Consider the following 21,520-nt stretch of genomic DNA (forward strand, 5'->3'; position numbering starts at 1 on the left):
GACCAGACCGCATGCATATATGCATTGCACATACCATGCCGCTGTTTCGTTCTGGTTTCGCCGCTTTTGATCAAGATCTACGTTCGGTACCAGCCACTAAAGTGGGCCCCATGACGCTGAACCCCGCGCACACCGCCCTCTGGCCCGCCCCGCACGCGAGCGGAGCCGTCGACGCGACCGTCCACGTGCCCGGGTCCAAATCGGTCACCAACCGCGCCCTGGTCCTGGCCGCCCTCGCCTCCGAGCCCGGCTGGCTGCGCCGCCCGCTGCGCTCCCGCGACACGCTGCTGATGGCCGGCGCGCTGCGCGAGCTGGGCGTGGGGATCGAGGAAGGCGTCGGACCGGACGGCACCGGTGAGTTCTGGCGGGTCATCCCGGCGGGCCTGCACGGCCCGGCCACGGTCGACGTCGGCAACGCCGGCACCGTCATGCGTTTCCTGCCGCCCGTCGCCACGCTGGCCGACGGCCCCGTCCGCTTCGACGGCGACCCCCGTTCCTACGAGCGTCCGCTGCACGGCGTGATCGACGCGCTGCGCGCGCTCGGCGCCCGGATCGACGACGACGGCCGCGGCGCGCTGCCGCTGACCGTGCACGGCGGCGGCGCCCTGGAGGGCGGACCGGTCGCGATCGACGCCTCCTCGTCCTCGCAGTTCGTGAGCGCGCTGCTGCTGTCCGGCCCCCGCTTCAACCAGGGCGTCGAGGTCCGGCACGTCGGCTCGGCGCTGCCCTCGATGCCGCACATCCGGATGACCGTCGACATGCTGCGCGCGGTCGGCGCCCAGGTCGACACCCCGGAGTCGGGCGGCGAGCCGAACGTGTGGCGGGTGACGCCGGGCGCGCTGCTCGGCCGGGACCTGACCGTCGAGCCGGACCTCTCCAACGCCCAGCCGTTCCTCGCGGCGGCGCTGGTGACCGGCGGCAAGGTGACGATCCCGGACTGGCCGGCCCGCACCACCCAGCCCGGCGACCGGCTGCGGGAGATCTTCACCGAGATGGGCGGCTCCTGCGAGCTGACCGACTACGGCCTGGTCCTCACCGGTTCGGGTGCCGTGCACGGGATCGACGTGGACCTCGGCGAGGTCGGCGAGCTGACCCCGGGCATCGCGGCCGTCGCCGCCCTCGCGGACTCCCCCTCGACCCTGCGCGGCGTCGCGCATCTGCGGCTGCACGAGACGGACCGGCTGGCCGCCCTCACCAAGGAGATCAACGAGCTGGGCGGTGACGTCACCGAGACCGCCGACGGCCTCCACATCCGCCCGCGCGCCCTGCACGGCGGCGTCTTCCACACCTACGAGGACCACCGCATGGCCACGGCCGGGGCGATCCTGGGCCTGGCGGTGAAGGACGTACAGATCGAGAACGTGGCGACGACGGCGAAGACCCTGCCGGACTTCCCCGAGCTGTGGACCGGGATGCTCGGGGCGTAGGGACGCGGGAGAAAATCATGCGCCGCTACGGCAAGCACACCGACGAGGACGACATCCGCACCCGGCCCGGCCGCCGCAACACCCGGCCCAGGACCAACATCCGCCCCAAGCACGAGGACGCCGCCGAGGGCATGGTCCTCACCGTCGACCGGGGGCGGCTGACCTGTCTGGTCGAGGACCGGACGGTGATGGCCATGAAGGCCCGCGAACTGGGCCGCAAGGCCGCCGTGGTCGGCGACCGGGTGGCGCTGGTCGGCGACCTGTCCGGCGCCAAGGACACCCTCGCGCGGATCGTCCGCATCGAGGAGCGGACGTCGGTGCTGCGCCGCACCGCGGACGACGACGACCCCTACGAGCGGGTCGTCGTCGCCAACGCCGACCAGCTCGCGATCGTCACCGCCCTCGCCGACCCCGAGCCGCGCCCCCGGCTCATCGACCGCTGCCTGGTCGCGGCGTTCGACGGCGGCCTCACCCCGCTGCTGGTGCTGACCAAGTCGGACCTGGCCTCCGCGGACCAACTCCTGGAGCTCTACGGCGACCTGGACATCCCCTACGTCGTCACCAGCCGCGAGGAGCTGGAGAACGGCGACGCGGCCGACCGGGTGCGCGCCCACCTCACCGGCAAGGTCACCGCGTTCGTCGGCCACTCCGGCGTCGGCAAGACGACACTGGTCAACGCGCTGGTCCCGGACGACCGGCGGCGCACCACCGGCCATGTCAACGCGGTGACGGGCCGGGGCCGGCACACCACGACCTCGGCGCTCGCCCTGCCGCTCGCCGCCCCGGACAGCTGGGTCGTCGACACCCCGGGGGTACGGTCGTTCGGGCTGGCCCACATCGACCCGTCCCGCGTGATCCACGCCTTCCCCGACCTGGAACCGGGCACGGAGGGCTGTCCGCGCGCGTGCGGTCACGACGAGCCCGACTGCGCGCTGGACGCGTGGGTGGCCGAGGGGCACGCCGACCCGGCACGGCTGTACTCGCTGCGCCGGCTGCTCTCGACCCGGGAGCGGAAGGAGGGCGACTGAGGCGAGGGGAGGGCGACTGACCTCCGCGTTGTTTGCGGCGTGGTGGTATCGGCAAGTGCATAATCGCACCAAGCCGGGACCAAGCCCGAGCAAAGCCCGGCGAAGCGGTCACTCGATCCGGAACCTACGGGGCCGGAACCTACGGGAGGACGACACATGGCGTGGCTGCTGGTCATAGTGGCCGGTTTGCTGGAGACCGGTTTCGCCGTGTGCCTGAAGCTGTCGCACGGCTTCACCCGGCTCTGGCCCACCATCGCTTTCGCCGCCTTCGCCCTCGGCAGCTTCGGCCTGCTGACCCTGTCGCTGAAGAAGCTCGACGTCGGCCCGGCCTACGCGGTGTGGACCGGCATCGGCGCGGCGGGCACCGCGATCTACGGCATGATCTTCCTCGGCGACCTGGTCTCCACTCTGAAGATCATCTCGATCAGCCTGGTCATCTTCGGCGTGATCGGCCTCCAGCTCTCGGGCTCGTCGCACTGACCGCGCGGCGTCCTGTTCAGGACGTCAACCGCCCTGGCAGCGCCGTCCGTACGAGGTCGGCGACGCCGCCCTCCTGCGGCGGCGCGGCGACACAGGACAGGGCGAGCCGGACGACGAGTTCGCAGAGCCGGGTGAGATCGGCGGGGTCCTGCCGACCGGCACCGGCCCCTGCTTGAGCACCGGCTCCCGCCCCAGCTCCGGCTCCGGCACCCGCCCCGGTTGCGGCTCCGGCTCCGGCTCCGGCTCCGGCTCCGGCTCCGGCTCCGGCTCCGGTGAGTGTCGTCGCGGCGCGGTCCCGGACCAGCGCCACGAAGTCGCCGGGCGAGGGCAGCGGCCCGTCCGCCCTGCGCTGGGCCGGAACCGCGGAGGAGGACGGCACGGCCGTCAGCGTCGGCGACGGCAGCCGTTCGCTCCAGCAGCCGGTGAGCAGGGCCCGCACCAGCGCGTTCTCCCGGGCGGCCGAGGTCGTCCACTCGGCGGTCGCGGTGAGCTGTTCGCGCGGGTCGCCGGCCGCGGCGAGGACGCGTTCGACTCCGGCGAGATAGCCGTCCGCCTCTCTGCGCACCAGCGCCCGCGCCAGTCCGTCCTTGCTGCCGAACTCGTTGTAGAGCGTCTGCCGGGAGACCCCGGCGGTCGCGGCCACGTCGACCATGCGTACGGCGGACCAAGGCCGGCGGCCCAGCGCCGTATAAGCGGCGTCCAACAGGGATTCCCGCGCTGCAGGCATCATCGCCTCCCCAGGGGCGAGCGGCTCCGGTGCACAGATTTGACGCGGCTCGCGGCACTGTCAAGGGTCCCCGTACGACCGCGTGGAGACGGGGCGCGCCCGTCGACCCTGTTGGTCCGCGGCACCCCCCGGCCGATACGGTTGCCGCATGCCGGACTACCTCGACGACCTCCGCCTCGCCCACGTCCTCGCGGACGCCGCCGACGCCGCCACCATGGACCGCTTCAAGGCCCTCGACCTCAAGGTGGAGACCAAGCCGGACATGACGCCGGTCAGCGAGGCGGACAAGGCCGCCGAGGAGCTGCTGCGCGGTCATCTCGGGCGCGCCCGCCCCCGCGACGCGGTCCTCGGCGAGGAGTACGGCGTCGAGGGCACCGGCCCCCGCCGCTGGGTGATCGACCCGATCGACGGCACCAAGAACTACGTCCGCGGGGTGCCCGTCTGGGCCACGCTGATCGCGCTGATGGAGGCGGGCGAGGGCGGCTACCGGCCGGTCGTGGGGGTCGTCTCCGCGCCCGCGCTGAACCGCCGCTGGTGGGCCGCCGAGGGCAACGGCGCCTTCTCCGGGCGCAGTCTCACCTCCGCGTCCCGGCTGCGCGTCTCCCAGGTGCCGGAGCTGTCCGACGCGTCGTTCGCGTACTCCTCGCTCAGCGGCTGGGAGGAGCAGGGCCGGCTCGACGGCTTCCTGGACCTGACCCGCAAGGTGTGGCGCACGCGCGCGTACGGCGACTTCTGGCCGTACATGATGGTCGCCGAGGGGTCCGTCGACTTCTGCGCCGAGCCGGAGCTGTCGCTGTGGGACATGGCGGCGCCCGCGATCGTCGTCACGGAGGCCGGGGGCACGTTCACCGGGCTGGACGGGCGTCCCGGCCCGCACAGCGGCAACGCGGCGGCGTCGAACGGGCTGCTGCACGACGCGCTCCTCAGCCACCTCGCCGGACGGCTCTGAGGACGGCGCCGAGGACGGCGCCGAACGCGCCCTTGTTGACCTCCTCTTGACCTGTCACTCTGAGAGTCCCCCAGTTTGTGAACTTGTGAATTCATGAACTAGCAGGACTCACCAGGAGGTGGCTGTGGCTGCATCCATGCTCGTCCGCGACGCCATGAGCAAGGTCGTCCTCACCATCGGTCCCGACCACACGCTGCGGCAGGCCGCCGCGCTGATGGCCGCCCGGCGCGTCGGCGCGGCCGTCGTCCACGATCCCGACGCCGAGGGCATCGGCATTCTCACCGAGCGGGACATCCTGGTCTCCGTCGGCCGGGGCCAGAGCCCGGACGACGAGCGCACCCACGCCCACACCACCGCCGACGTCGTGTTCGCCGCTCCCTCCTGGACGCTGGAGGAGGCGGCGCGGGCGATGGCGCACGGCGGTTTCCGCCACCTCATCGTCCTCGACGGCGGCGAACCGGCCGGCATCGTCTCGGTCCGCGACATCATCCGCTGCTGGGCCCCCGCGCCGGAGCGCGCCGGCGTCCCGGCCTGACCCCGGGCACCCGTCCGGCCCTGGAACGCAGAACGGGCCGGAGCCCTCGCTGTACGAGGGTTCCGGCCCGCCGCCACGACAAGCGGTCCAGTGCTGTCAGCCGCGCAGGGCCTGGACCGCGGCCTCCAGCCGCTTGCCGAAGTCGTCGTCCGCCTGACGGAAGTTGTTGATCGCGCGCTCGCGGATGTCCTCGCGCGAGACCTGGGAGATGCCGCCGGCCAGGTTGGCGACCAGGCGCTCCTTCTCCTCCTCCGTCATCAGGCGGTAGAGGTTGCCCGCCTGGACGAAGTCGTTGTCCTCGGAGTGCACCGGGGCGACGGTCTCGCCGGTGACACCGCTGACGGCGATGGGCTGCCACGCCGAGCGGTCCGTCTGGAACGGGCCGCCGAAGCTGTTCGGCTCGTAGTTCTTCGCACCGCCGTGCCGGCCGTCGTAGAGGAAGCCGTCACGGGAGTGGGTGCGCGCCTCGGTGGCGTGCGGGCGGTTCACCGGCAGGTGGTCGGCGTTGATGCCGACGCGGTAGCGGTGGGCGTCGCCGTAGGCGAAGAGGCGGCCCTGGAGCATCTTGTCCGGGGACGGGCCGATGCCGGGCACGAAGTGCGCCGGGGAGAAGATCGACTGCTCGACCTCGGCGAAGATGTTCTGCGGGTTGCGGTTGAGCTCCAGCTTGCCGAACCAGACGATCGGGTAGTCCGCGTGCGGCCACACCTTGGTCAGGTCGAACGGGTTGAAGCGGTACGTCGCGGCCTCGGCGACCGGCATGATCTGCACGCCGACCGTCCAGGACGGGAAGTCGCCGCGCTCGATGGCCTCGCGCAGGTCACGCTGGTGGGAGTCGGGGTCCTCACCGGCGAGCTTGGCGGCCTCCTCGACGGGCAGGTTCTTGATGCCCTGGTCCGTCTTGAAGTGGTACTTCACCCAGAAGGCCTCACCGGCCTCGTTGTTCCACTGGTACGTGTGCGAGCCGAAGCCGTCCATGTGCCGGTAGGAGGCGGGGATGCCGCGGTCGCCGTGCAGCCAGGTCACCTGGTGGGTGCTCTCCGGGCTCAGGCTCCAGAAGTCCCAGACGTTGTCCGCCTCCTGGCTGCCCGTGTACGGGTCGCGCTTCTGGGTGTGGATGAAGTCGGGGAACTTGATGGCGTCCTTGATGAAGAACACCGGGGTGTTGTTGCCGACGAGGTCGTAGTTGCCCTCTTCGGTGTAGAACTTCAGCGCGAAGCCGCGGGGGTCGCGCACGGCGTCGGCCGCGCCCAGGTTGCCGGCCACGGTGGAGAAGCGGAGGAAGGTCTCCGTCTCCTTGCCGACCTCGGAGAGGAAGGCGGCACGGGTGTACTTCGTGACGTCGGCGGTGACCGTGAAGGTGCCGTAGGCACCGGCGCCGCGGGCGTGCACGACGCGCTCCGGGATGCGCTCGCGGTTGAAGTGGGCCAGCTTCTCCAGGAGCAGCTGGTCCTGGACGAGCACCGGGCCGCCGACGCCCGCGGTCTCGCTGTTCTGGTTGTCGGCTACCGGAGCACCGGCTTCCGTGGTGAGCGGTCCCTGAGTCACGCTGGCCTCCTGCGCCATTTCTGCTGTTCCTGTCCCTTGGCCGAAGCCGTAAGCGATCCTACAATGGACATTGTCTAAGTCAAGTTAGGCTCCAAAGTCACACTGGTTCGGGATACGGCTCCCCTGGCTGTTAGGCTGGTTCGCATGAGTGACCTACTGGAACGGCTGCGCGGACGTGGATGGCGCATGACCGCCCAGCGGCGCGTCGTGGCCGAGGTCCTGGACGGCGAGCACGTCCACCTGACGGCCGACGAGGTGCACGCTCGGGCCGTCTCGAAACTCCCGGAGATCTCCCGGGCCACCGTGTACAACACCCTGGGCGAGCTGGTCACGCTCGGCGAGGTGCTGGAAGTGGCGACGGACAAGCGCGCCAAGCGCTACGACCCGAACGCCCACCGGCCCCACCACCACCTGGTCTGCGCCCAGTGCGGCGCGATACGGGACGTCCACCCGTCGGGCAATCCGCTGGCCGACCTCCCCGACTCGGAGCGCTTCGGCTTCACGGTGTCGGACGTCGAGGTCACCTACCGCGGCATCTGCCCCAACTGCGCGGCGGCCTGAACCACCGAGACCCCCGGCACATCCCGTGCCGGGGGTCTCGTGCTGCGCGTCCGCATACGCCGAGGGCCGGAACCCTTTCGGATTCCGGCCCTCGGTCATCAGTAGCGGGGACAGGATTTGAACCTGCGACCTCTGGGTTATGAGCCCAGCGAGCTACCGAGCTGCTCCACCCCGCGGCGATGAATGCAACGTTACGTCAGGGGGGCGGTCAGAGGCAAATCCATTGACGGAGGCCCGCGACGGCCGCCTGACCAGCGCGTACGCGCTGCGTGCCCGCCCGCCCGACACGGGCCGTGCCGGCCGGGAGCCCGACCGGCACGCACCCGACCCGCACACACAGGCCCGATCCCCCGGTCACGCCGACAGTTCCTCCCGGAGGGCGTCGCGCAGGCGGGCCGCTCGCTCTCCGACCTCGGGCGGGCCCAGGGTGACCGCACGGTCGGCCCAGCGCTGGCCCTCGGACAGCTCGCCCCGGCGGGCGTAGACCAGGGCGAGCCGCAGCGCCGCGCGACCGTGGCCCGCGTCGGCCGCCCGGGTCCACCACAGGGCGGCCTCCGGCTCGCTGCCCTCGCGGGCCAGCAGCAGCCCGAGGTTGAACGCGCCGTTGCGCGAGCCGGCCTCGGCCGCCGCCCGGTACCAGCGCGCCGCCTCCACGACGTCGCCGCGCGCCGCGGCCAGCATCCCCACCCGCACCTGGGCACGGCGGTGCCCCTGCCCGGCCGCCCGCTCGTACCACTCCTCGCACTCGGTCTTCTCCTGCGCCGGCTCACCCAGTTCGTGCGCGGGCTCCGGCGGCCGGCGCGCGTCGAGCAGCGTGGCCAGCCGGTACGCGGCCTCGGGACTGCCGCCCCCCGCGGCGCAGCGCAGGTACCGCTCGGCCTCCGGCTCGTCGCCGCCCCGCAGCCGGGCCATCCCGACCTGGAGCGCCGCCTCGCTGTGCCCGGCGGAGGCGGCCCGTTCGTACCAGCGCAGCGCCGCCTCGTCCTGGCCGCGCCCGGCGTGGAGAATGCCGAGGTTGAAGGCCGCGTCGACACTCCCGGCCTCCGCCGCCTTGGAGAACCACGGCTCGGCGCCCGTCCGGTCGCCGCCCTGGAGCAGCAGGATCGCCAGCGCGTTGGCGGCCTCCCGGTGCCCGGCGTAGGCCGCGCGCCGGTACCACTGCTCGGCCTGGGCCGTGCGGCCCTGCTCGGCGCAGAGCAGCCCCAGGTTGTACGCGCCGTTGTCGTCGCCCGCGTCCATCGCGGCCCGGTACCAGCGCTCGGCGGTCTGCTGCTCGCCGCGCTCGGCGTGCAGGGCGCCCAGCGCGTTGGCCGCGTTGCCGTCGCCCTCCTGGGCGGCCCGCAGCCACCAGACGGCCGCGGACTCGGTGTCCCCGGCGTCGCGCAGCAGGAAGCCCAGCGCGCAGGCGGCCCGTGCCTCGCCGTCCTTGGCGGAGGTCAGGTACCAGCGCCCGGCCTCCTTCAGCTCGCCGCGCCTCTCCAGGATCGCGCCGAGGTGCAGCGCGGCCCGCCGGTGCCCGCGCGCCGCGGCCTGCCGGTACCACTGCTCGGTGTCCTCGGCCGCGCCCGCCTCGGTCCCGTCCTCGCCGGTCGCCCCGGAGGCGCGCCGGTCCAGCGTCCGGGCCAGCCGGTACGCGGCCTCCCGGTGCCCCCGCTCGGCGGCCACCCGCATCCAGCGCTCGGTCGCGGTGTCGCCGCGGTGCTCCAGCAGGTCGGCGAGCGCGTACGCGGCGAGGACGTGCCCCTGCTCGGCGGCCTGCCGCAGCCAGTACTCGGCGCCCGGTTCGTCCCCGCGCTCGCGGAAGTGGCGTCCCAGCGCGTGCGCGGCCGGGGCCGAACCGGCGACGGCGGCGATCCGCCACCACCCGGCCGCCTCGTCTGCGTAACCGCGCTGGTGCAGCAGTACTCCCAGGTTGTTGGCGGCGGCGCGGTCGCCCGCCGCGGTGGCGGCACGCAGATGGGGCTCGGCTCCGTCGAGATCACCACGGCGCAGCAGCATGGACCCGAGGACGCTCATCGCCTCGACGTCACCGGTCTCGGCGGCCAGCCGGCGACGCACCTCCTCGGCCGCTTCGTCGGCCGCCTCCGTGGCCTCGTCCTCGGCGCCCTCCGGATCGGAAGGCTGCACAAATCGCCCCGTCTCGAACAGAGTTGCCATGTCCCCCATAACGTCCATCGTCGCACCACCTGCAACCTGGGTACACCCGGTATAGCGCAGTCCGTGAGGTCACTTCAGCGTTTTGTCGACATGCCCACAGAGAGACAAGTCAAACACAGATCGCTCAACTCCCCGCACCGGCAGGGCCGTCACGCCCGTCGACACCTGTATCCGCACATGACGAAGGCCCGGATCCCTATGGGATCCGGGCCTTCGTCGTCGTACACATCACGTGTCCGACTTCAGTAGCGGGGACAGGATTTGAACCTGCGACCTCTGGGTTATGAGCCCAGCGAGCTACCGAGCTGCTCCACCCCGCGCCGTTGTGTTCTCAACCTATCACGGCGCGGGACGGAGTCCGGACACGGTCGGGTCAGCCGCTGTCGGACCCGCTCGCGCCGTCGCCGGCACTCGCGTCGGGCGACGGGCTCGCCTTGCCCCCGTCGCCACCGCCACCGCCGCTGCCGCTCTTGTCGGCCTCGGCCTGCGCCTCCTCGGCGCGCCGCAGTGCGTCCTCAAGGTCCTTCTGGGCCTCGCCGTACGCCGTCCAGTCGTTCTCCTTCATGGCCTTCTGGCCGGCCTCGAAGGCTTCCTGGGCGTCGTCCAGCGCCGCCTGGACCGTCGGATCGCTCGACGCCGGTGGTGGTTCCTCCGTGTCGTCGCCCTCGTCCGGTGGTGGCTCGGTCGACGTGTCGGCGTCCCCGAACACCTTGTTGAGCGCCTCGTCCAGCGTGTCCTCGAACGCCGTCTGGCCTCCGTAGGTCACCAGGACCTTGCGCAGCAGCGGGTACTTGAGGCCGCCGCCACGGACGTAGACCGGCTCCACGTAGAGCAGTCCTCCGTCGAGCGGCACCGTCAGCAGGTTGCCGTACTCCACCTCCGAGTCGCCGCCTCTCAGCAGCCTGATGGACTCGGCGATGTCCTGTTCGGAGTTGAACTGGCTCTGTACCTGTTTCGGTCCGTCGACGGTCGTACTGGTCGGCAGTTTCAGAATTCTGATCTTGCCGTAACCGCTGGTGCCGGCCTCCGCGTCGACCGCCATGAACGCGCTGAGGTTGTCACGTCCGTTGGGTGTGAACGTGGTCGTCAGCGAGAACGCCTGTTCCTTCTGGTCCGGCATCTTCATGCTCAGGTAGTACGGCGGCACCGTCTCGCCCGACTTGTTGGTCGGGTCCTCCGGGACCTGCCAGACCTCGCTGCCGCTGAGGAACGTCTCGGCGTCCGAGACGTGGTAGCGGCTGAGCAGCTCGCGCTGGACCTTGAACAGGTCCTGCGGGTAGCGCAGGTGGGCCATCAGGGCGTCGGAGATCTCCGACTTGGACTGCACCGTGTCCGGGAACGCCTTCATCCAGGTCTTGAGGACCGGGTCCTGGGTGTCCCACTGGTAGAGCTTGACCTCGCCGGTGTACGCGTCGACGGTCGCCTTCACCGAGTTGCGGATGTAGTTGACCTGGTTCTGCTGGGCCACCACCGCGCGGTTGTCGTTGGCCGCCGTCAGCGAGTCGGCCGTCGTGTCACCGAGGGTGGTCCGCGAGGCGTACGGATAGCCGTTGGTGGTCGTGTAGGCGTCCACGATCCACTGGATGCTGCCGTCCACCACGGCCGGATAGGCGTCGCCGTCGATGGTCAGCCACGGTGCGACCGCCTCGACCCGGTCCTTCGGGGTGCGGTTGTACAGAATCCGCGAACCGTCGCCGATCGCCCCGGAGTACAGGATCTGCGGCTCGTTGAACGCGACCGCGTACGCCGCCCGGTTGACCGGGTTGGAGAGGTTGACCCCGCTGTCGCCCTTGTAACTGGTGGTCTTCTCACCGCTGTCGTCGGAGTAGTCGATCTCCGCCTGGGGACCGCCGACGATCGAGTAGGTGGTGGTCTTCTCGCCGTAGTAGATCCGCTGCTCGTACGTGCCGAGGTCACCCTTGGAGGGCAGGTTCGACTCGGTGAAGACCGGGCGTCCCTCGGCGTCGACCTCGGTGCCCTTGGCGGCGACCACGCCGTAGCCGTGGGTGTAGCGGAAGTGGTTGTTGATCCAGTTCTGCTTGTCCACACCGGCGAGGTTCAGCTCACGCAGACCGATGACCGTGTCCTGGTCGGCGCCGTCCTTGCTGTACCGGTCGACGTCCAGGTTGGTCGGGAACGCGTAGTACTTACGCATCTGCTGGAGCTGCTGGAACGTCGGCGAGACGATGTTCGGGTCCATGATGCGGATGCTGGCGGCGTCGTCGACGTCGCCCCGCAGCTGCGTCAGGTCCTCGGTCTTGCTCTTGCCGTCGTAGTCCGTGACCTTGGTGCCGTCGATGCCGTAGGCGTCACGCGTCGCCTTGAGGTTCTTCTCGACGTACGGCGCTTCCTTGGCCTGCTCGTTCGGCTGAACCTGGAATTTCTGCACGATCGCCGGGTAGAGGCCGCCGATCAGGATCGCCGAGAGCACCATCAGGCCGAAGCCGATGACGGGCAGCTGCCAGGTGCGTCGCCAGATGGTGGCGAAGAACAGCAGCGCGCAGATGACGGCGATGCAGAACAGGATCGTCTTGGCCGGCAGGTAGGCGTTGGCGTCGACGTACCTCAGGCCCGTCCAGTTGTCGGTGGCCTTGAAGTCGCTGGACTTCACCGCCAGTCCGTACCGGTCGAGCCAGTAGGCCACCGCCTTCAGCGCCACGAAGATGCCGATCAGCACCGAGAGGTGGCCGGTGGCCGCGGCCGTCGCGCGCGCTCCCGGGCTGGTGACGCGCAGACCGCCGTAGAGGTAGTGGGTGAGCGCGGCGGCGATCACCGACAGGATCGCGGCGGCGAAGCCGAAGCCGAGCAGGAACCGGTACCAGGGCAGGTCGAAGGCGAAGAACGCGACATCGAGCTTGAACTGGGGGTCCTTCTGCCCGAACGGCACGCCGTTGACCCACATCAGCCAGGTCCGCCACTGACCGGACGCCGAGGCGCCCGCGATCAGGCCGACCAGTGCGGTGATGCCGAGCAGCAGCCACTTCTTGTAGGGCGCGATGCCCATCCGGTAGCGGTCGAGGTTCTGCTGCTCCATCGACATGGCGCTCAGCGGCGGCCGCATGCGGTGGGCCAGCCAGATGTTGAAGCCCACGGCGAGGGCCATCAGCAGGCCGAAGACGAAGAAGAGGCCGATCTTCGTCCACAGGGTCGTCGTGAAGACCGACGAGTAGTCGACCGACCGGTACCACAGCCAGTCCGTCCAGAACCCCGCGAACATGGTGAACGCCATGGCCAGGACGGCCAGGACGCCCAGCGTCATGAGCAGGGTGCGGACACGCCGGGACGGGCGTCCCACTCTCATCCGTGGCCCTGTCGGGCCTCCTCCGCCGCGGTCCGGCATCTGGAAAGCCAAGGTGAGCACCTCGAAGTTCGCTGTTGAAACGGTCAGGTCCTCGGGTTCGTGGACCCTTCGCGCGCCCCCGTGCTCGTGGGCGCACACTTATGCAACTTACTCATCGTTTACTCGGTTCCCGATTCCGGTACCGAACGAGGCAGGATTGTGACCATGTCCAACACCCCCATGGCGGCGAACCCGCTCACCCGGTCCGTGCTAGAGATCGACGAGTACGTCTCCGGCCTCGGCTGGGACCAGCCCGCCCGCCTCTTCGCTCTCGTAGACACCGCTCAGCTCCGCGCCGAGCAGCCCTCGCTCGCGGACCGGCTCGGTCTCGCCGACGAGGGCGAGTCCGCCGGCCTCACCCCGATCGAGCAGGACGAAGTACCGACGAACCGGCCGCTGGACGAGTTCCTCGGCACCATCGCCTGGCCGGGCTCGGTCGCCGGCTGCGCGCTCAGCGTGGAGCGGCTGATGCTGCCGCCGTCCGCCGAGGCACAGGTGGAGCAGGGTCTGGGCGAGGCCGAGCTGGCGAAGTGGGTGGCGGACCACCCGGACCGGCAGGAGGTCCGGATGACGGTGGCGGTCCTGCGCGACGGCGCGCGGGAGTCGGCGCTGCGGCTGCGCGAGAAGGACACCGCGACGGAGGTCCTCACCGGTTCCGACCTGGTGCCGGGGCTGGCGGAGGCGCTGTCGGCGACGTTCGCCGAGTAGGTCCCGGCTCAGCCGCCGAGCAGGTCCCGGCTCAGCCGCCGGACAGGGCCCGGCGGCGGCCGCCGAGCAGGTCCGGCTCTAGCCCGCGGCGCAGGTCGGCAGGGAGTCCGTCTTCCCGGAACTGATGTCCTTGAGCGCGTCCAGGGCGTCGTCGATGGTCTTCACCTTGACCAGGGTGAGTCCGTCGGGGGTGTCCTCGGCCGCGGCGGCGCAGTTGTCGGCGGGCGTCAGGAAGTACTGGGCGCCCTTGTCGCGGGCGCCTACGGTCTTCATCTGGATGCCGCCGATCGGGCCGACCGTACCGGCGTCGTCGATCGTTCCGGTGCCGGCGACGAACTTGCCCCCGGTGAGATCGCCCGGGGTGAGCTTGTCGTAGATGCCGAGCGCGAACATCAGGCCGGCGCTCGGACCGCCGACGTCGGCGAGCTTGATGTCGATCGTGAACGGGAAGGTGTGGTCGGTCCCGGCCGAGATCCCGACGATGGCGCGCTTCTCGCCGGTGTCGTCGGAGGAGGTCGTGGTGATGGTGACCTTCTCGGTGGTGGTCGCCGTCCGGTTCTCCTTCTCGGCGGCGGCCTGCTCCTTGGCGGGCACGACTGTGAAGACGACGTCCTCGCCGGCCTTGTGCTTGGTCACCAGTTCGGCGACGTCACCGGGTTTCTTGACCGCCGTACCGTCGACGGACTTGATGACGTCACCGGCGTGCAGCCGGCCCTCGGCCGGGGAGTCCTTGACGACGGTGGAGACGACCACCCAGGACTTCACCGGGATGTCCAGCTGCTTCAGGGCCGCGACCTTGGCGCTCTCCTGGGACTGGCTGAACTCCTCGGCGTTCTCCTGCGTCGACTGCTCCTCGGTCTTGCCGTCCGGGTAGAGCGTGTCGTGCGGCACGACCTTGTTGTCGTGGGCGAGCCAGCCGTAGACGGCCTCCACAAGGTTCATCTTGTAGTCGGCGCTGGTGACGCGGACCGTGGTCATGTTGAGGTGCCCGCTCGCCTCGTACGTCTTGTGCCCGGAGATGTGCAGCACCGGCTCGCCGTCGTGGTCACCCAGCGTGTTCACCGTCGGCCCCGGGGACATCTCCGAGTACGGCACGGGGATGAACACACCCGCGCACAGGAGCGCGATCAGCATCAGGGTGGAGGCGAGCATCGTCGCGGTGCGGCGTGGCATGGCACGACAGTACGGGACGCTCCTGTCAGCGGACCGTCAGGGCGGCCCGTCCGGAGGTCCCCCCGCTCACGTGCGGGAGTGGGGCCTCTCCATGGCCTCGCGGAAGCGCGCGTACCCGTCGAGCTCCGGCCCGTCGCTGCGTACCTTGCGGGTCCGGTTGGCCCAACTTCCCCACAGGCCCGCGACGATCGCGGCCACCAGCGGAATGAGCAACCAGGCGAGCGCCGCCATGCCGACCTCCCGACCCCATGTGCGCGACTGACTGATCAGCAGATTAACCATCCGCAATGACAACGGTCATGCCGGGGGTGCGGTTACGCAACCGGACGGGTGGTACGCCCGTCAGCAGGCGCCGACCCACTCCTCGGTGCCGTCCGCGAAGGTCTGATGCTTCCAGATCGGCACCTCGTGCTTGAGGTCGTCGATCAGCTTCCGGCACGCCTCGAACGCCTCGCCGCGGTGCGGGCAGGACACGGCGACGACGACCGCGAGGTCCCCGATCCGCAGGTCGCCCACGCGGTGCACGGCCGCGAGGGCGCGCACCGGGTACTCGGCGACGACCTTCTCGGCGATCCGTCGCATCTCGGCCTCGGCGCTGGGGTGGCAGGAGTAGCCGAGCCGGTCGACGTCCGCTCCCCCGTCGTGGTCGCGCACGGTGCCCACGAACAGGGCGGTGCCGCCGGCCGCGCTGTCGCCGACCGCGCGGAAGACCTCGTCCACGGAGAGCGGCGTGTCCCGGACCGCGATCAGCTTCACGGGGTCCTGCGCGGCCTGCTCGCCGGGGTGATCGTGCGTGGATGCCATGCGCCCATCGTGCCCCACCGCGCCGCCGACACGGAACCGCCGTGTCGACCGGCACGCGCGCGTACGGGTCGGATGTTTCTACAGCGCGTATGCGGAAGCAGTCGGCGCCCAGGGGGCAGATGCGTCGGGGCGTGCAGGGAGCAGGTGCGCCGGGGTGTGTCAGATGCGGCGGCGTGCCTTGCGGGCCCTACGGACCACCGCGGCCGCGCCCAGCAGGGCGACCGTCGCGCCCGCCGCGCCCGCGGCCGTCGCGTCCTTGCGGCCGAGCCGCCGTCCGGCGACCGTGTGCCGCCCGGAGACCTCCTCCAGGAGTTCGGCGAGCACCTCCTCGTTGGTGTACTCGGGGCGCCACCCGGCGTCGTGCAGCCGGCTCCCGCTCACCACCCAGGGGTACATCGTGTAGGCCAGGTCCCCGGCCGGGGAGGGCGTCAGCCCGATGCGGTGCAGCCGGGCCGCCGCGCCGAGCGCCACCGTCGAGGGCAGTTCCATGCGGCGGATGCCGCTCAGCTCCTCGACCTCCTCCTGCTCAAGCCATCCGTCGCAGCCGACGGCCAGCTCGCCCTCCACCTTCTCCAGCGCGGCGTACTCCAGCGCGCTGCACAGGTCCTCGACGTGGCAGAACTGCCAGGCGGGCCGCGACCCGGCCACGACGAGCAGCCGGGGCGACTCGAAGTACCTGGTCAGCGCGGTGTCGGTGCCGCCGACGAGGACGGCGGGGCGGACCACCGTGACGTTCAGACCGGGGTGCGCCCGCGGCGCGCGGCGGGCCAGCCGCTCGATCTCCAGGAGGTCCCCGACGCCGGTCGCCTCGGCCGTGGCGCGCAGCTCGGCGTCCTCCGACAGCGGCAGCTGGTTGTCCGGCAGGGCGCCGTAGACCATCGCGGACGTGCACAGGACGACCCGGTGCACACCGGCCGCCGCGGCGGCCGTCAGGACGGTCTGCGTCCCCCGGACGTTGTAAGCCGTCCGGGCGGCCGCGTCGGTCTCCAGGTCGAGGTCGAGCGCGAGGTGCACCACCACGTCCGCGCCGCGCAGCTTGTCGGCGATGGCCGGATCCCGCACGTCCAGGACGTGCCACTGCGCCGACGCGCACTCGCCGCGCCGCTCGTCGATCGCGAGGACCTGCTTGACCTCGTCGGACGCGGCGAGCCGCGCGGTGAGCAGCGCACCCGTCCCGGAGGCGGCTCCTGTCACCGCGACGACGGGTCCGCGCGCCACGGGGCCGGTGGGACTGGTTGACTGGTTTCGCGCTGCGCGAACCTGCGGATCTGGGGAACTCACCGGGCGTCTCCAGCGGTTGTCTTCAGTACGCACGCGAGTGACGCGTACGTACCAGGTGGCATCCATCCTGCCGCAGGCCGTCAGTCGGCGAAGCACCGAGGCCCGATCCGCCCCGGGTGTCTACGCTGGGTGGTGAATGTCGGGCAGCCGTGCCGCCGGAGAGAACCGGCGGCCCTACCAGCCGAGGAACCCCGTGAGTGACACCCCATTCGGATTCGGCCTTCCGCCGGAGGAGCCGGACGACGGCGACGAAGGCAAGAAGAAGGACCAGCAGAGCGGTGGTGGTCAGGGACCGGCCAACCCGTTCGGTTTCGGGCTGCCCGGTGCCGGTGGCCTGGGCGGCCCCGGTGCGGACAATCCGTTCGCTGCCATGTTCGGTTCGATGAACCCCACCGACCTGGGCGCCGCCTTCCAGCAGCTGGGCCAGATGCTCTCCTACGAGGGCGGCCCGGTGAACTGGGACATGGCCAAGCAGATCGCCCGCCAGACGGTCGCCCAGGGCGCCCCGGACGGCAGCAAGGACGCGAGCATCGGCCCCGCCGAGCGCAACGCCGTCCAGGAGGCCGTCCGGCTCGCGGACCTGTGGCTCGACGACGCGACCTCCCTGCCCTCGGGTGCGGGCTCCGCGGTGGCCTGGAGCCGCGCGGAGTGGGTCGAGGCGACCCTGCCGGCCTGGAAGGAACTGGTCGACCCGGTCGCCGAGCGCGTCGGCAACGCCATGGGGGACGTCCTGCCGGAGGAGATGCAGGCCATGGCCGGCCCGCTGATCGGCATGATGCGCTCGATGGGCGGCGCCATGTTCGGCACGCAGATCGGGCAGGCCGTGGGCGTGCTCGCCGGTGAGGTCGTCGGTTCTTCCGACATCGGCCTGCCGCTGGGCCCCGCGGGCAAGGCGGCGCTGCTGCCGGCGAACGTCGAGTCGTTCGGTAAGGACCTGGGCGTGCCGCAGGAGGAGGTGCGGCTGTACCTCGCCCTGCGCGAGGCCGCTCACCAGCGTCTCTTCGCCCACGTGCCGTGGCTGCGCTCGCACCTGTTCGGCGCGGTCGACGGCTACGCGCGCGGCATCAAGGTCGACACGGCGAAGCTGGAGGACGTGGTCGGCCAGTTCGACCCGCAGAACCCCGAGCAGCTTCAGGAAGCTCTTCAGCAGGGCATGTTCCAGCCGGAGGACACGCCGGAGCAGAAGGCCGCCCTGGCCCGCCTGGAGACGGCGCTGGCGCTCGTCGAGGGCTGGGTGGACGCGGTGGTGCACGCCGCCGCCAAGCCGCGGCTGTCGTCCGCCGACGCGCTGCGGGAGACGCTGCGCCGCCGGCGTGCCTCGGGCGGTCCGGCGGAGCAGACCTTCGCCACCCTGATCGGTCTGGAGCTGCGGCCCCGCCGGCTGCGGGACGCCTCCCGGCTGTGGGCGTCGCTGACGGACGCGCGCGGGGTCGACGGCCGGGACGGGCTGTGGGCCCACCCGGACATGCTGCCGACCGCCACCGACCTGGACGACCCGGACGGTTTCGTCCACCGCGAGCAGCTGGACTTCTCCGAGCTGGACAAGATGCTCGGCGAGGCCGCCGGCAAGCCCGACCTGCACAAGAAGGGCAAGGCCGAGGGCGGCGCCGAGGGTGACGACGGCAAGGGCGACAGCGGCAAGGGCGACAGCAGTACGGGTGACAGCGGCAAGGGCGACGACGCCGAGTGAGCCTGTACGACGACGCGGTCCTCGTGCTGAAGGGGTACGAGGGCCGGGAGGAAGGCCAGGACGCCCTGCGCCAGGTGTATGTCGATCACCTGGCGGCGCATCCGGACGGCCTGTGGAAGTCCTGCGGCGACGGGCACATCACGGCGAGCGCGCTGGTGGTCGACCCGTCGCGCGACCGGGTCCTGCTGACCCTCCACCGCAAGATGCGCATGTGGCTGCAGATGGGCGGCCACTGCGAGCCGGGCGACGCGACGCTCACCGCGGCCGCCCTGCGCGAGGGCACGGAGGAGTCCGGCATCGCCGGCCTGTCTCTGCTGCCGGGCGGCCCGGTCCGGCTGGACCGCCACCACACGCCGTGTGCCTGGCACCTGGACGTGCAGTACGCGGCTGTCGCCCCGCCGGACGCGGTCGAGGCCATCAGCGACGAGTCCCTGGACCTGCGCTGGTTCGGCTGGGACGAGGTGGCGGAGGTGGCCGACGAGTCGGTGGTCCGTCTGATGGCGGCCACGCGCTCGCGGCTGTGACGCCTGTGCGTGCGCCCGCGCCCGCGCCTGTGCGTGTGTAAGGGGCGAACGCCATGGCGTTCGCCCCTTACACACGCACTGTGGGTGTCAGCTCCAGACGTTGCCCTGGTTCTGGCCGTGGGCGCCCTGCTGGCCCATGCCGTACTGCGCGGCGAGCCCGGACCCGAGCGCCGCGTGCTGCGGCGGCAGCAGCTCGCTGGGCTGTACGAGGGCGAAGCCGCTGCCCATGAAGCTCAGCTCCCAGCCCTCACCGGTGTTGCCTCGGCGCCGGAACACCCCCGAGGAGTGCGTCTGGGCCTGCATCTGCACCCGCAGCCCCGTGGACCAGGCGACGATCGCGTCGGCGTCGCAGTTGACGTACTGCTCCGGCGTCACCCGCAGCAGCAGCGGAGCACCCGAGGTCATCAGCGCGATCCTGCCGCGGCCGCTGATGTTGAGCTGGTACTTCCCCGAGCCGGAGATGCCGTAGAGGCTGTCCACGGCGATGACCTCGTGGTGCAGGGAGGAGTCCATGGCCAGCACGTAGGAGCTGTCGACGGTGAGTCCCTCGTGGTCGACGTCCATCACGTGGATGTACTGCGCGAGGTTGGCGAAGTAGACCGTGCCCTGTCCGTGGCAGCGCATCAGGTCCAGGCCCTCGCCGGTGTGCGCACGCGCGTGTGCGCGCTGGCCGCCCTGGTACTCGGCGTCGAACTCCACGAGTCCCTGGTAGGCGACCATCGTGCCCTTGCGGGCGAGGACGTCGTCGTGGCCGCCGAGGGCGACACGGAGCATCTGCTTGTTCTGCAGGCTCCAGTGGTCCTGGGTCTGCTGCTCGTTGTAGGCGAAAAGCGGGCTCTGCATGGTGTGTGTTCCCCCTCAGCCCCGGACCCGGAGACGGTCGGTGCTGTCCTCACTGGGCTGGACGACGACGATGCCCTGACCGGAGAAGGCCATCTGGTAGGCCTCGCCGCTGCCGCGGCCGATCAGCGAACCCGCCTTGAAGCTGCGCTTGCCCTTCACCTTCAGGTTCGGTGACCAGGCGACCAGCGCGTCCGGGTCGACGTACGTCTCGTCCTCGCCGCCGCCGCAGTCGACGACGATCGGCTTGCCGCGCGAGGTGAGCGCCACCCACCCCTGGCCGGTGATCCTGGTGTTCCACAGGCCCTGGCCGGCGAACTTCGCCAGTCCCTTGACCCGCTCCACTCCCCAGGTGAGATGGGCGTCGAAGGCCAGCAGGTTGGTGGCGTTGACGGAGATCCCGTCGCCGTCGAGCTGGATGACGACGACGTCCGCGCCGTAGTCGGCGAGGTAGAGCAGCCCGTCGCCGGAACACTTCATCAGGGGCGCGCCCTCGCCGGTCATCCAGTCCTTGGCGATCTGGCGGACGGCGGGCGGATTGGGCTCGTACTGCACGAAGCCCTCGTAGGCGACCATCGAGCCCACGCGCGCGAAGAGGTCGTGTCCGGTCTGCATGGCGACCTTCAGCATGTGGTCGCCGTGGTTCTCCATGCGGGCGCTGACCGGGGCGGGGGCGTAGCCCGCGAGCGGCTGGTTCATCTCGGGCTCTCCCTCAGATCTCGTACGGCTGGACGACGACGAAGTTGCCGGGCGCGGCCCGGAACTGGAGGTTGACGCTCTCGCCGGTGTCGCCGGCGTAGGAGTTGCGGCGCATCCGCACCTGGCTGGAGACGATGACCTGGGCGGCGGCCGACCAGGCCACGACCGCGTTGCAGTCGGCGAAGGTGGTGGGCGTGACCGGCAGCACCACCGGTGCGCCGTGCGTCTTGACGACGATCGTGCCGGTGCCCTGGAACTGCATCGTGAACAGCGCGCCGCCCGGGATGCCGTGCCCCTCGATGCGGCGGACCTCGTACTGGAGGCTCTCGTCGAAGGCCAGGACGTTCTCCGCGGAGACGCAGATCGCGTCGCCCTGGAGCTCGATCGGGTGCAGCATCGTGGACTCTTCGGCGAAGAAGACCTGCCCCTTGCCGGTACAGCGCATCAGCTGCAGTTCCTGGCCGGTGGCGTTGCCGACGATGCGGCCGGTGAATCCGGCGCCCTTGTAGCCGAAGTCGACCTTGCCCTGGTAGAGCACCATGCTGCCCTGGCGGGCGAGCACGGGCTGGTCCCCGAGGCCGAGGTCGACGCGGACGAGCTTGTCGTTCTGCTGCGTCCAGCGCTGGCCGGTGGGTGTCTCCCGGAACTTCTGCAGCGCGGCGGCGACACCGGGGGTTCCGCCGCCCTGGGGAATGCCCTGGGTCGGCACGCCCTGCGGCGGCACACCCTGCGGCACGCCGTAGGGCGCCTGCTGGACGGGAGGCTGGCTGTATCCGGGCGGCGGAGGCGGTGCCTGGGGTGCCTGGGGTGCCTGGGGCTGACCGTAGCCCGGGGGCAGGGAGGCGGTCTGGCCCGGGACCTGTGCGACCTGCGGGACCTGCGGGTTCGTCTGCTGCTGGCCCGGCACGCCGTACGGCTCGGTGGGCGCCGCCGGTGGCGGGGCCGGAGCGCCGTGGGGCGGGGCGGGCGGCGCCGAGGCCGGGGGCTGGAGCGTGAAGTCCTGCGCGGCGGGTTGGGCGGCAGGCGCGGGCGCCGGCGGAATGGGCGGG

The 21,520-nt window shown here is 71.2% G+C and carries 20 protein-coding genes and 2 tRNA genes; 9 read left to right on the top strand and 13 right to left on the bottom strand.

What is annotated here, in order from left to right; translation table 11 throughout:
* Window positions 1-110: 110 nt before the first annotated feature.
* The 3 genes from aroA (at window position 111) to UW392_RS33380 (ending at window position 2,935) form a co-directional block, all read left to right on the top strand.
* Window positions 111-1,427, top strand: a complete 1,317-nt coding sequence (gene aroA, locus UW392_RS33370) for a 3-phosphoshikimate 1-carboxyvinyltransferase (protein ID WP_320778930.1) — start codon at window positions 111-113, stop codon at window positions 1,425-1,427.
* A gap of 17 nt (window positions 1,428-1,444) precedes the next feature.
* A complete protein-coding gene (gene rsgA, locus UW392_RS33375; RefSeq protein ID WP_320778931.1) occupies window positions 1,445-2,455 on the top strand; it encodes a ribosome small subunit-dependent GTPase A in 1,011 nt (336 codons plus the stop codon).
* Window positions 2,456-2,611: 156 nt separating this feature from the next.
* Window positions 2,612-2,935 carry a multidrug efflux SMR transporter gene (locus UW392_RS33380; RefSeq protein ID WP_320778932.1) on the top strand — a complete coding sequence of 108 codons (324 nt, stop codon included), beginning with the start codon at window positions 2,612-2,614 and terminating at the stop codon, window positions 2,933-2,935.
* A 16-nt stretch (window positions 2,936-2,951) separates the two neighbouring features.
* On the opposite strand, the gene UW392_RS33385 is transcribed toward UW392_RS33380, so the two are convergent.
* Entirely contained in the window at window positions 2,952-3,662 is a 711-nt protein-coding gene (locus UW392_RS33385) for a TetR/AcrR family transcriptional regulator (protein WP_320778950.1), read from the bottom strand.
* A 148-nt stretch (window positions 3,663-3,810) separates the two neighbouring features.
* Between UW392_RS33385 and hisN the strand changes: the two genes are divergently transcribed.
* Together hisN and UW392_RS33395 are read left to right on the top strand one after the other, a co-directional pair.
* Window positions 3,811-4,611 carry a histidinol-phosphatase gene (gene hisN / locus UW392_RS33390; RefSeq protein ID WP_320778933.1) on the top strand — a complete coding sequence of 267 codons (801 nt, stop codon included), beginning with the start codon at window positions 3,811-3,813 and terminating at the stop codon, window positions 4,609-4,611.
* Between the two features lie 136 nt (window positions 4,612-4,747).
* Entirely contained in the window at window positions 4,748-5,146 is a 399-nt protein-coding gene (locus UW392_RS33395; RefSeq protein WP_320778951.1) for a cyclic nucleotide-binding/CBS domain-containing protein, read from the top strand.
* A gap of 96 nt (window positions 5,147-5,242) precedes the next feature.
* On the opposite strand, the gene UW392_RS33400 is transcribed toward UW392_RS33395, so the two are convergent.
* On the bottom strand, window positions 5,243-6,694 hold the full coding sequence (locus UW392_RS33400) for a catalase (protein WP_320778934.1): 1,452 nt from the start codon (window positions 6,692-6,694) through the stop codon (window positions 5,243-5,245).
* 144 nt (window positions 6,695-6,838) lie between these two features.
* Here UW392_RS33400 and UW392_RS33405 point away from each other — a divergent pair, with 144 nt between their 5' ends.
* On the top strand, window positions 6,839-7,255 hold the full coding sequence (locus UW392_RS33405; RefSeq protein ID WP_320778935.1) for a Fur family transcriptional regulator: 417 nt from the start codon (window positions 6,839-6,841) through the stop codon (window positions 7,253-7,255).
* A gap of 102 nt (window positions 7,256-7,357) precedes the next feature.
* On the opposite strand, the gene UW392_RS33410 is transcribed toward UW392_RS33405, so the two are convergent.
* From UW392_RS33410 to UW392_RS33425, 4 genes are all read right to left on the bottom strand, one after another.
* A tRNA-Met gene (locus tag UW392_RS33410) sits at window positions 7,358-7,431 on the bottom strand.
* Window positions 7,432-7,609: 178 nt separating this feature from the next.
* A complete protein-coding gene (locus UW392_RS33415) occupies window positions 7,610-9,430 on the bottom strand; it encodes a tetratricopeptide repeat protein (RefSeq protein ID WP_320778936.1) in 1,821 nt (606 codons plus the stop codon).
* A gap of 228 nt (window positions 9,431-9,658) precedes the next feature.
* Window positions 9,659-9,732: transfer RNA gene (locus UW392_RS33420), tRNA-Met, on the bottom strand.
* Between the two features lie 53 nt (window positions 9,733-9,785).
* Window positions 9,786-12,752, bottom strand: a complete 2,967-nt coding sequence (locus UW392_RS33425) for a UPF0182 family protein (RefSeq protein WP_320778952.1) — start codon at window positions 12,750-12,752, stop codon at window positions 9,786-9,788.
* A gap of 165 nt (window positions 12,753-12,917) precedes the next feature.
* Between UW392_RS33425 and UW392_RS33430 the strand changes: the two genes are divergently transcribed.
* A complete protein-coding gene (locus tag UW392_RS33430) occupies window positions 12,918-13,460 on the top strand; it encodes a PPA1309 family protein (protein ID WP_320778937.1) in 543 nt (180 codons plus the stop codon).
* Window positions 13,461-13,538: 78 nt separating this feature from the next.
* Here the strand turns inward: UW392_RS33430 and UW392_RS33435 are convergent, their stop codons facing one another.
* From UW392_RS33435 to UW392_RS33450, 4 genes are all read right to left on the bottom strand, one after another.
* On the bottom strand, window positions 13,539-14,633 hold the full coding sequence (locus UW392_RS33435) for a PDZ domain-containing protein (protein WP_320778938.1): 1,095 nt from the start codon (window positions 14,631-14,633) through the stop codon (window positions 13,539-13,541).
* Window positions 14,634-14,699: 66 nt separating this feature from the next.
* Window positions 14,700-14,864: a hypothetical protein gene (locus UW392_RS33440; RefSeq protein WP_320778939.1), complete on the bottom strand. Its 165-nt coding sequence runs from the start codon at window positions 14,862-14,864 to the stop codon at window positions 14,700-14,702.
* A 111-nt stretch (window positions 14,865-14,975) separates the two neighbouring features.
* Window positions 14,976-15,437: a molybdenum cofactor biosynthesis protein MoaE gene (locus tag UW392_RS33445; RefSeq protein WP_320778940.1), complete on the bottom strand. Its 462-nt coding sequence runs from the start codon at window positions 15,435-15,437 to the stop codon at window positions 14,976-14,978.
* Between the two features lie 159 nt (window positions 15,438-15,596).
* Window positions 15,597-16,718 (bottom strand): SDR family oxidoreductase, encoded by a 1,122-nt coding sequence (locus UW392_RS33450; protein WP_320778941.1) that lies wholly within the window; start codon window positions 16,716-16,718, stop codon window positions 15,597-15,599.
* 193 nt (window positions 16,719-16,911) lie between these two features.
* On the opposite strand from UW392_RS33450, the gene UW392_RS33455 reads away from it, so the two are divergent.
* The gene (locus UW392_RS33455; protein WP_320778942.1) at window positions 16,912-18,408 is read left to right on the top strand and encodes a zinc-dependent metalloprotease; all 1,497 of its coding nucleotides are present in this window, start codon (window positions 16,912-16,914) and stop codon (window positions 18,406-18,408) included.
* Entirely contained in the window at window positions 18,405-18,932 is a 528-nt protein-coding gene (locus tag UW392_RS33460) for an NUDIX hydrolase (protein ID WP_320778943.1), read from the top strand. The genes UW392_RS33455 and UW392_RS33460 overlap by 4 nt, the downstream gene beginning before the upstream one ends.
* A gap of 87 nt (window positions 18,933-19,019) precedes the next feature.
* Here UW392_RS33460 and UW392_RS33465 read toward each other — a convergent pair whose 3' ends face one another.
* The 3 genes from UW392_RS33465 to UW392_RS33475 form a co-directional block, all read right to left on the bottom strand.
* Window positions 19,020-19,775: an AIM24 family protein gene (locus UW392_RS33465; RefSeq protein WP_320778944.1), complete on the bottom strand. Its 756-nt coding sequence runs from the start codon at window positions 19,773-19,775 to the stop codon at window positions 19,020-19,022.
* A gap of 15 nt (window positions 19,776-19,790) precedes the next feature.
* On the bottom strand, window positions 19,791-20,471 hold the full coding sequence (locus tag UW392_RS33470; RefSeq protein WP_320778945.1) for an AIM24 family protein: 681 nt from the start codon (window positions 20,469-20,471) through the stop codon (window positions 19,791-19,793).
* Window positions 20,472-20,484: 13 nt separating this feature from the next.
* Window positions 20,485-21,520: AIM24 family protein (locus UW392_RS33475; protein ID WP_320778946.1), on the bottom strand; the 1,036-nt coding region annotated here is incomplete at its 5' end.

This window comes from Streptomyces sp. CRN 30 (genome assembly GCF_034105845.1).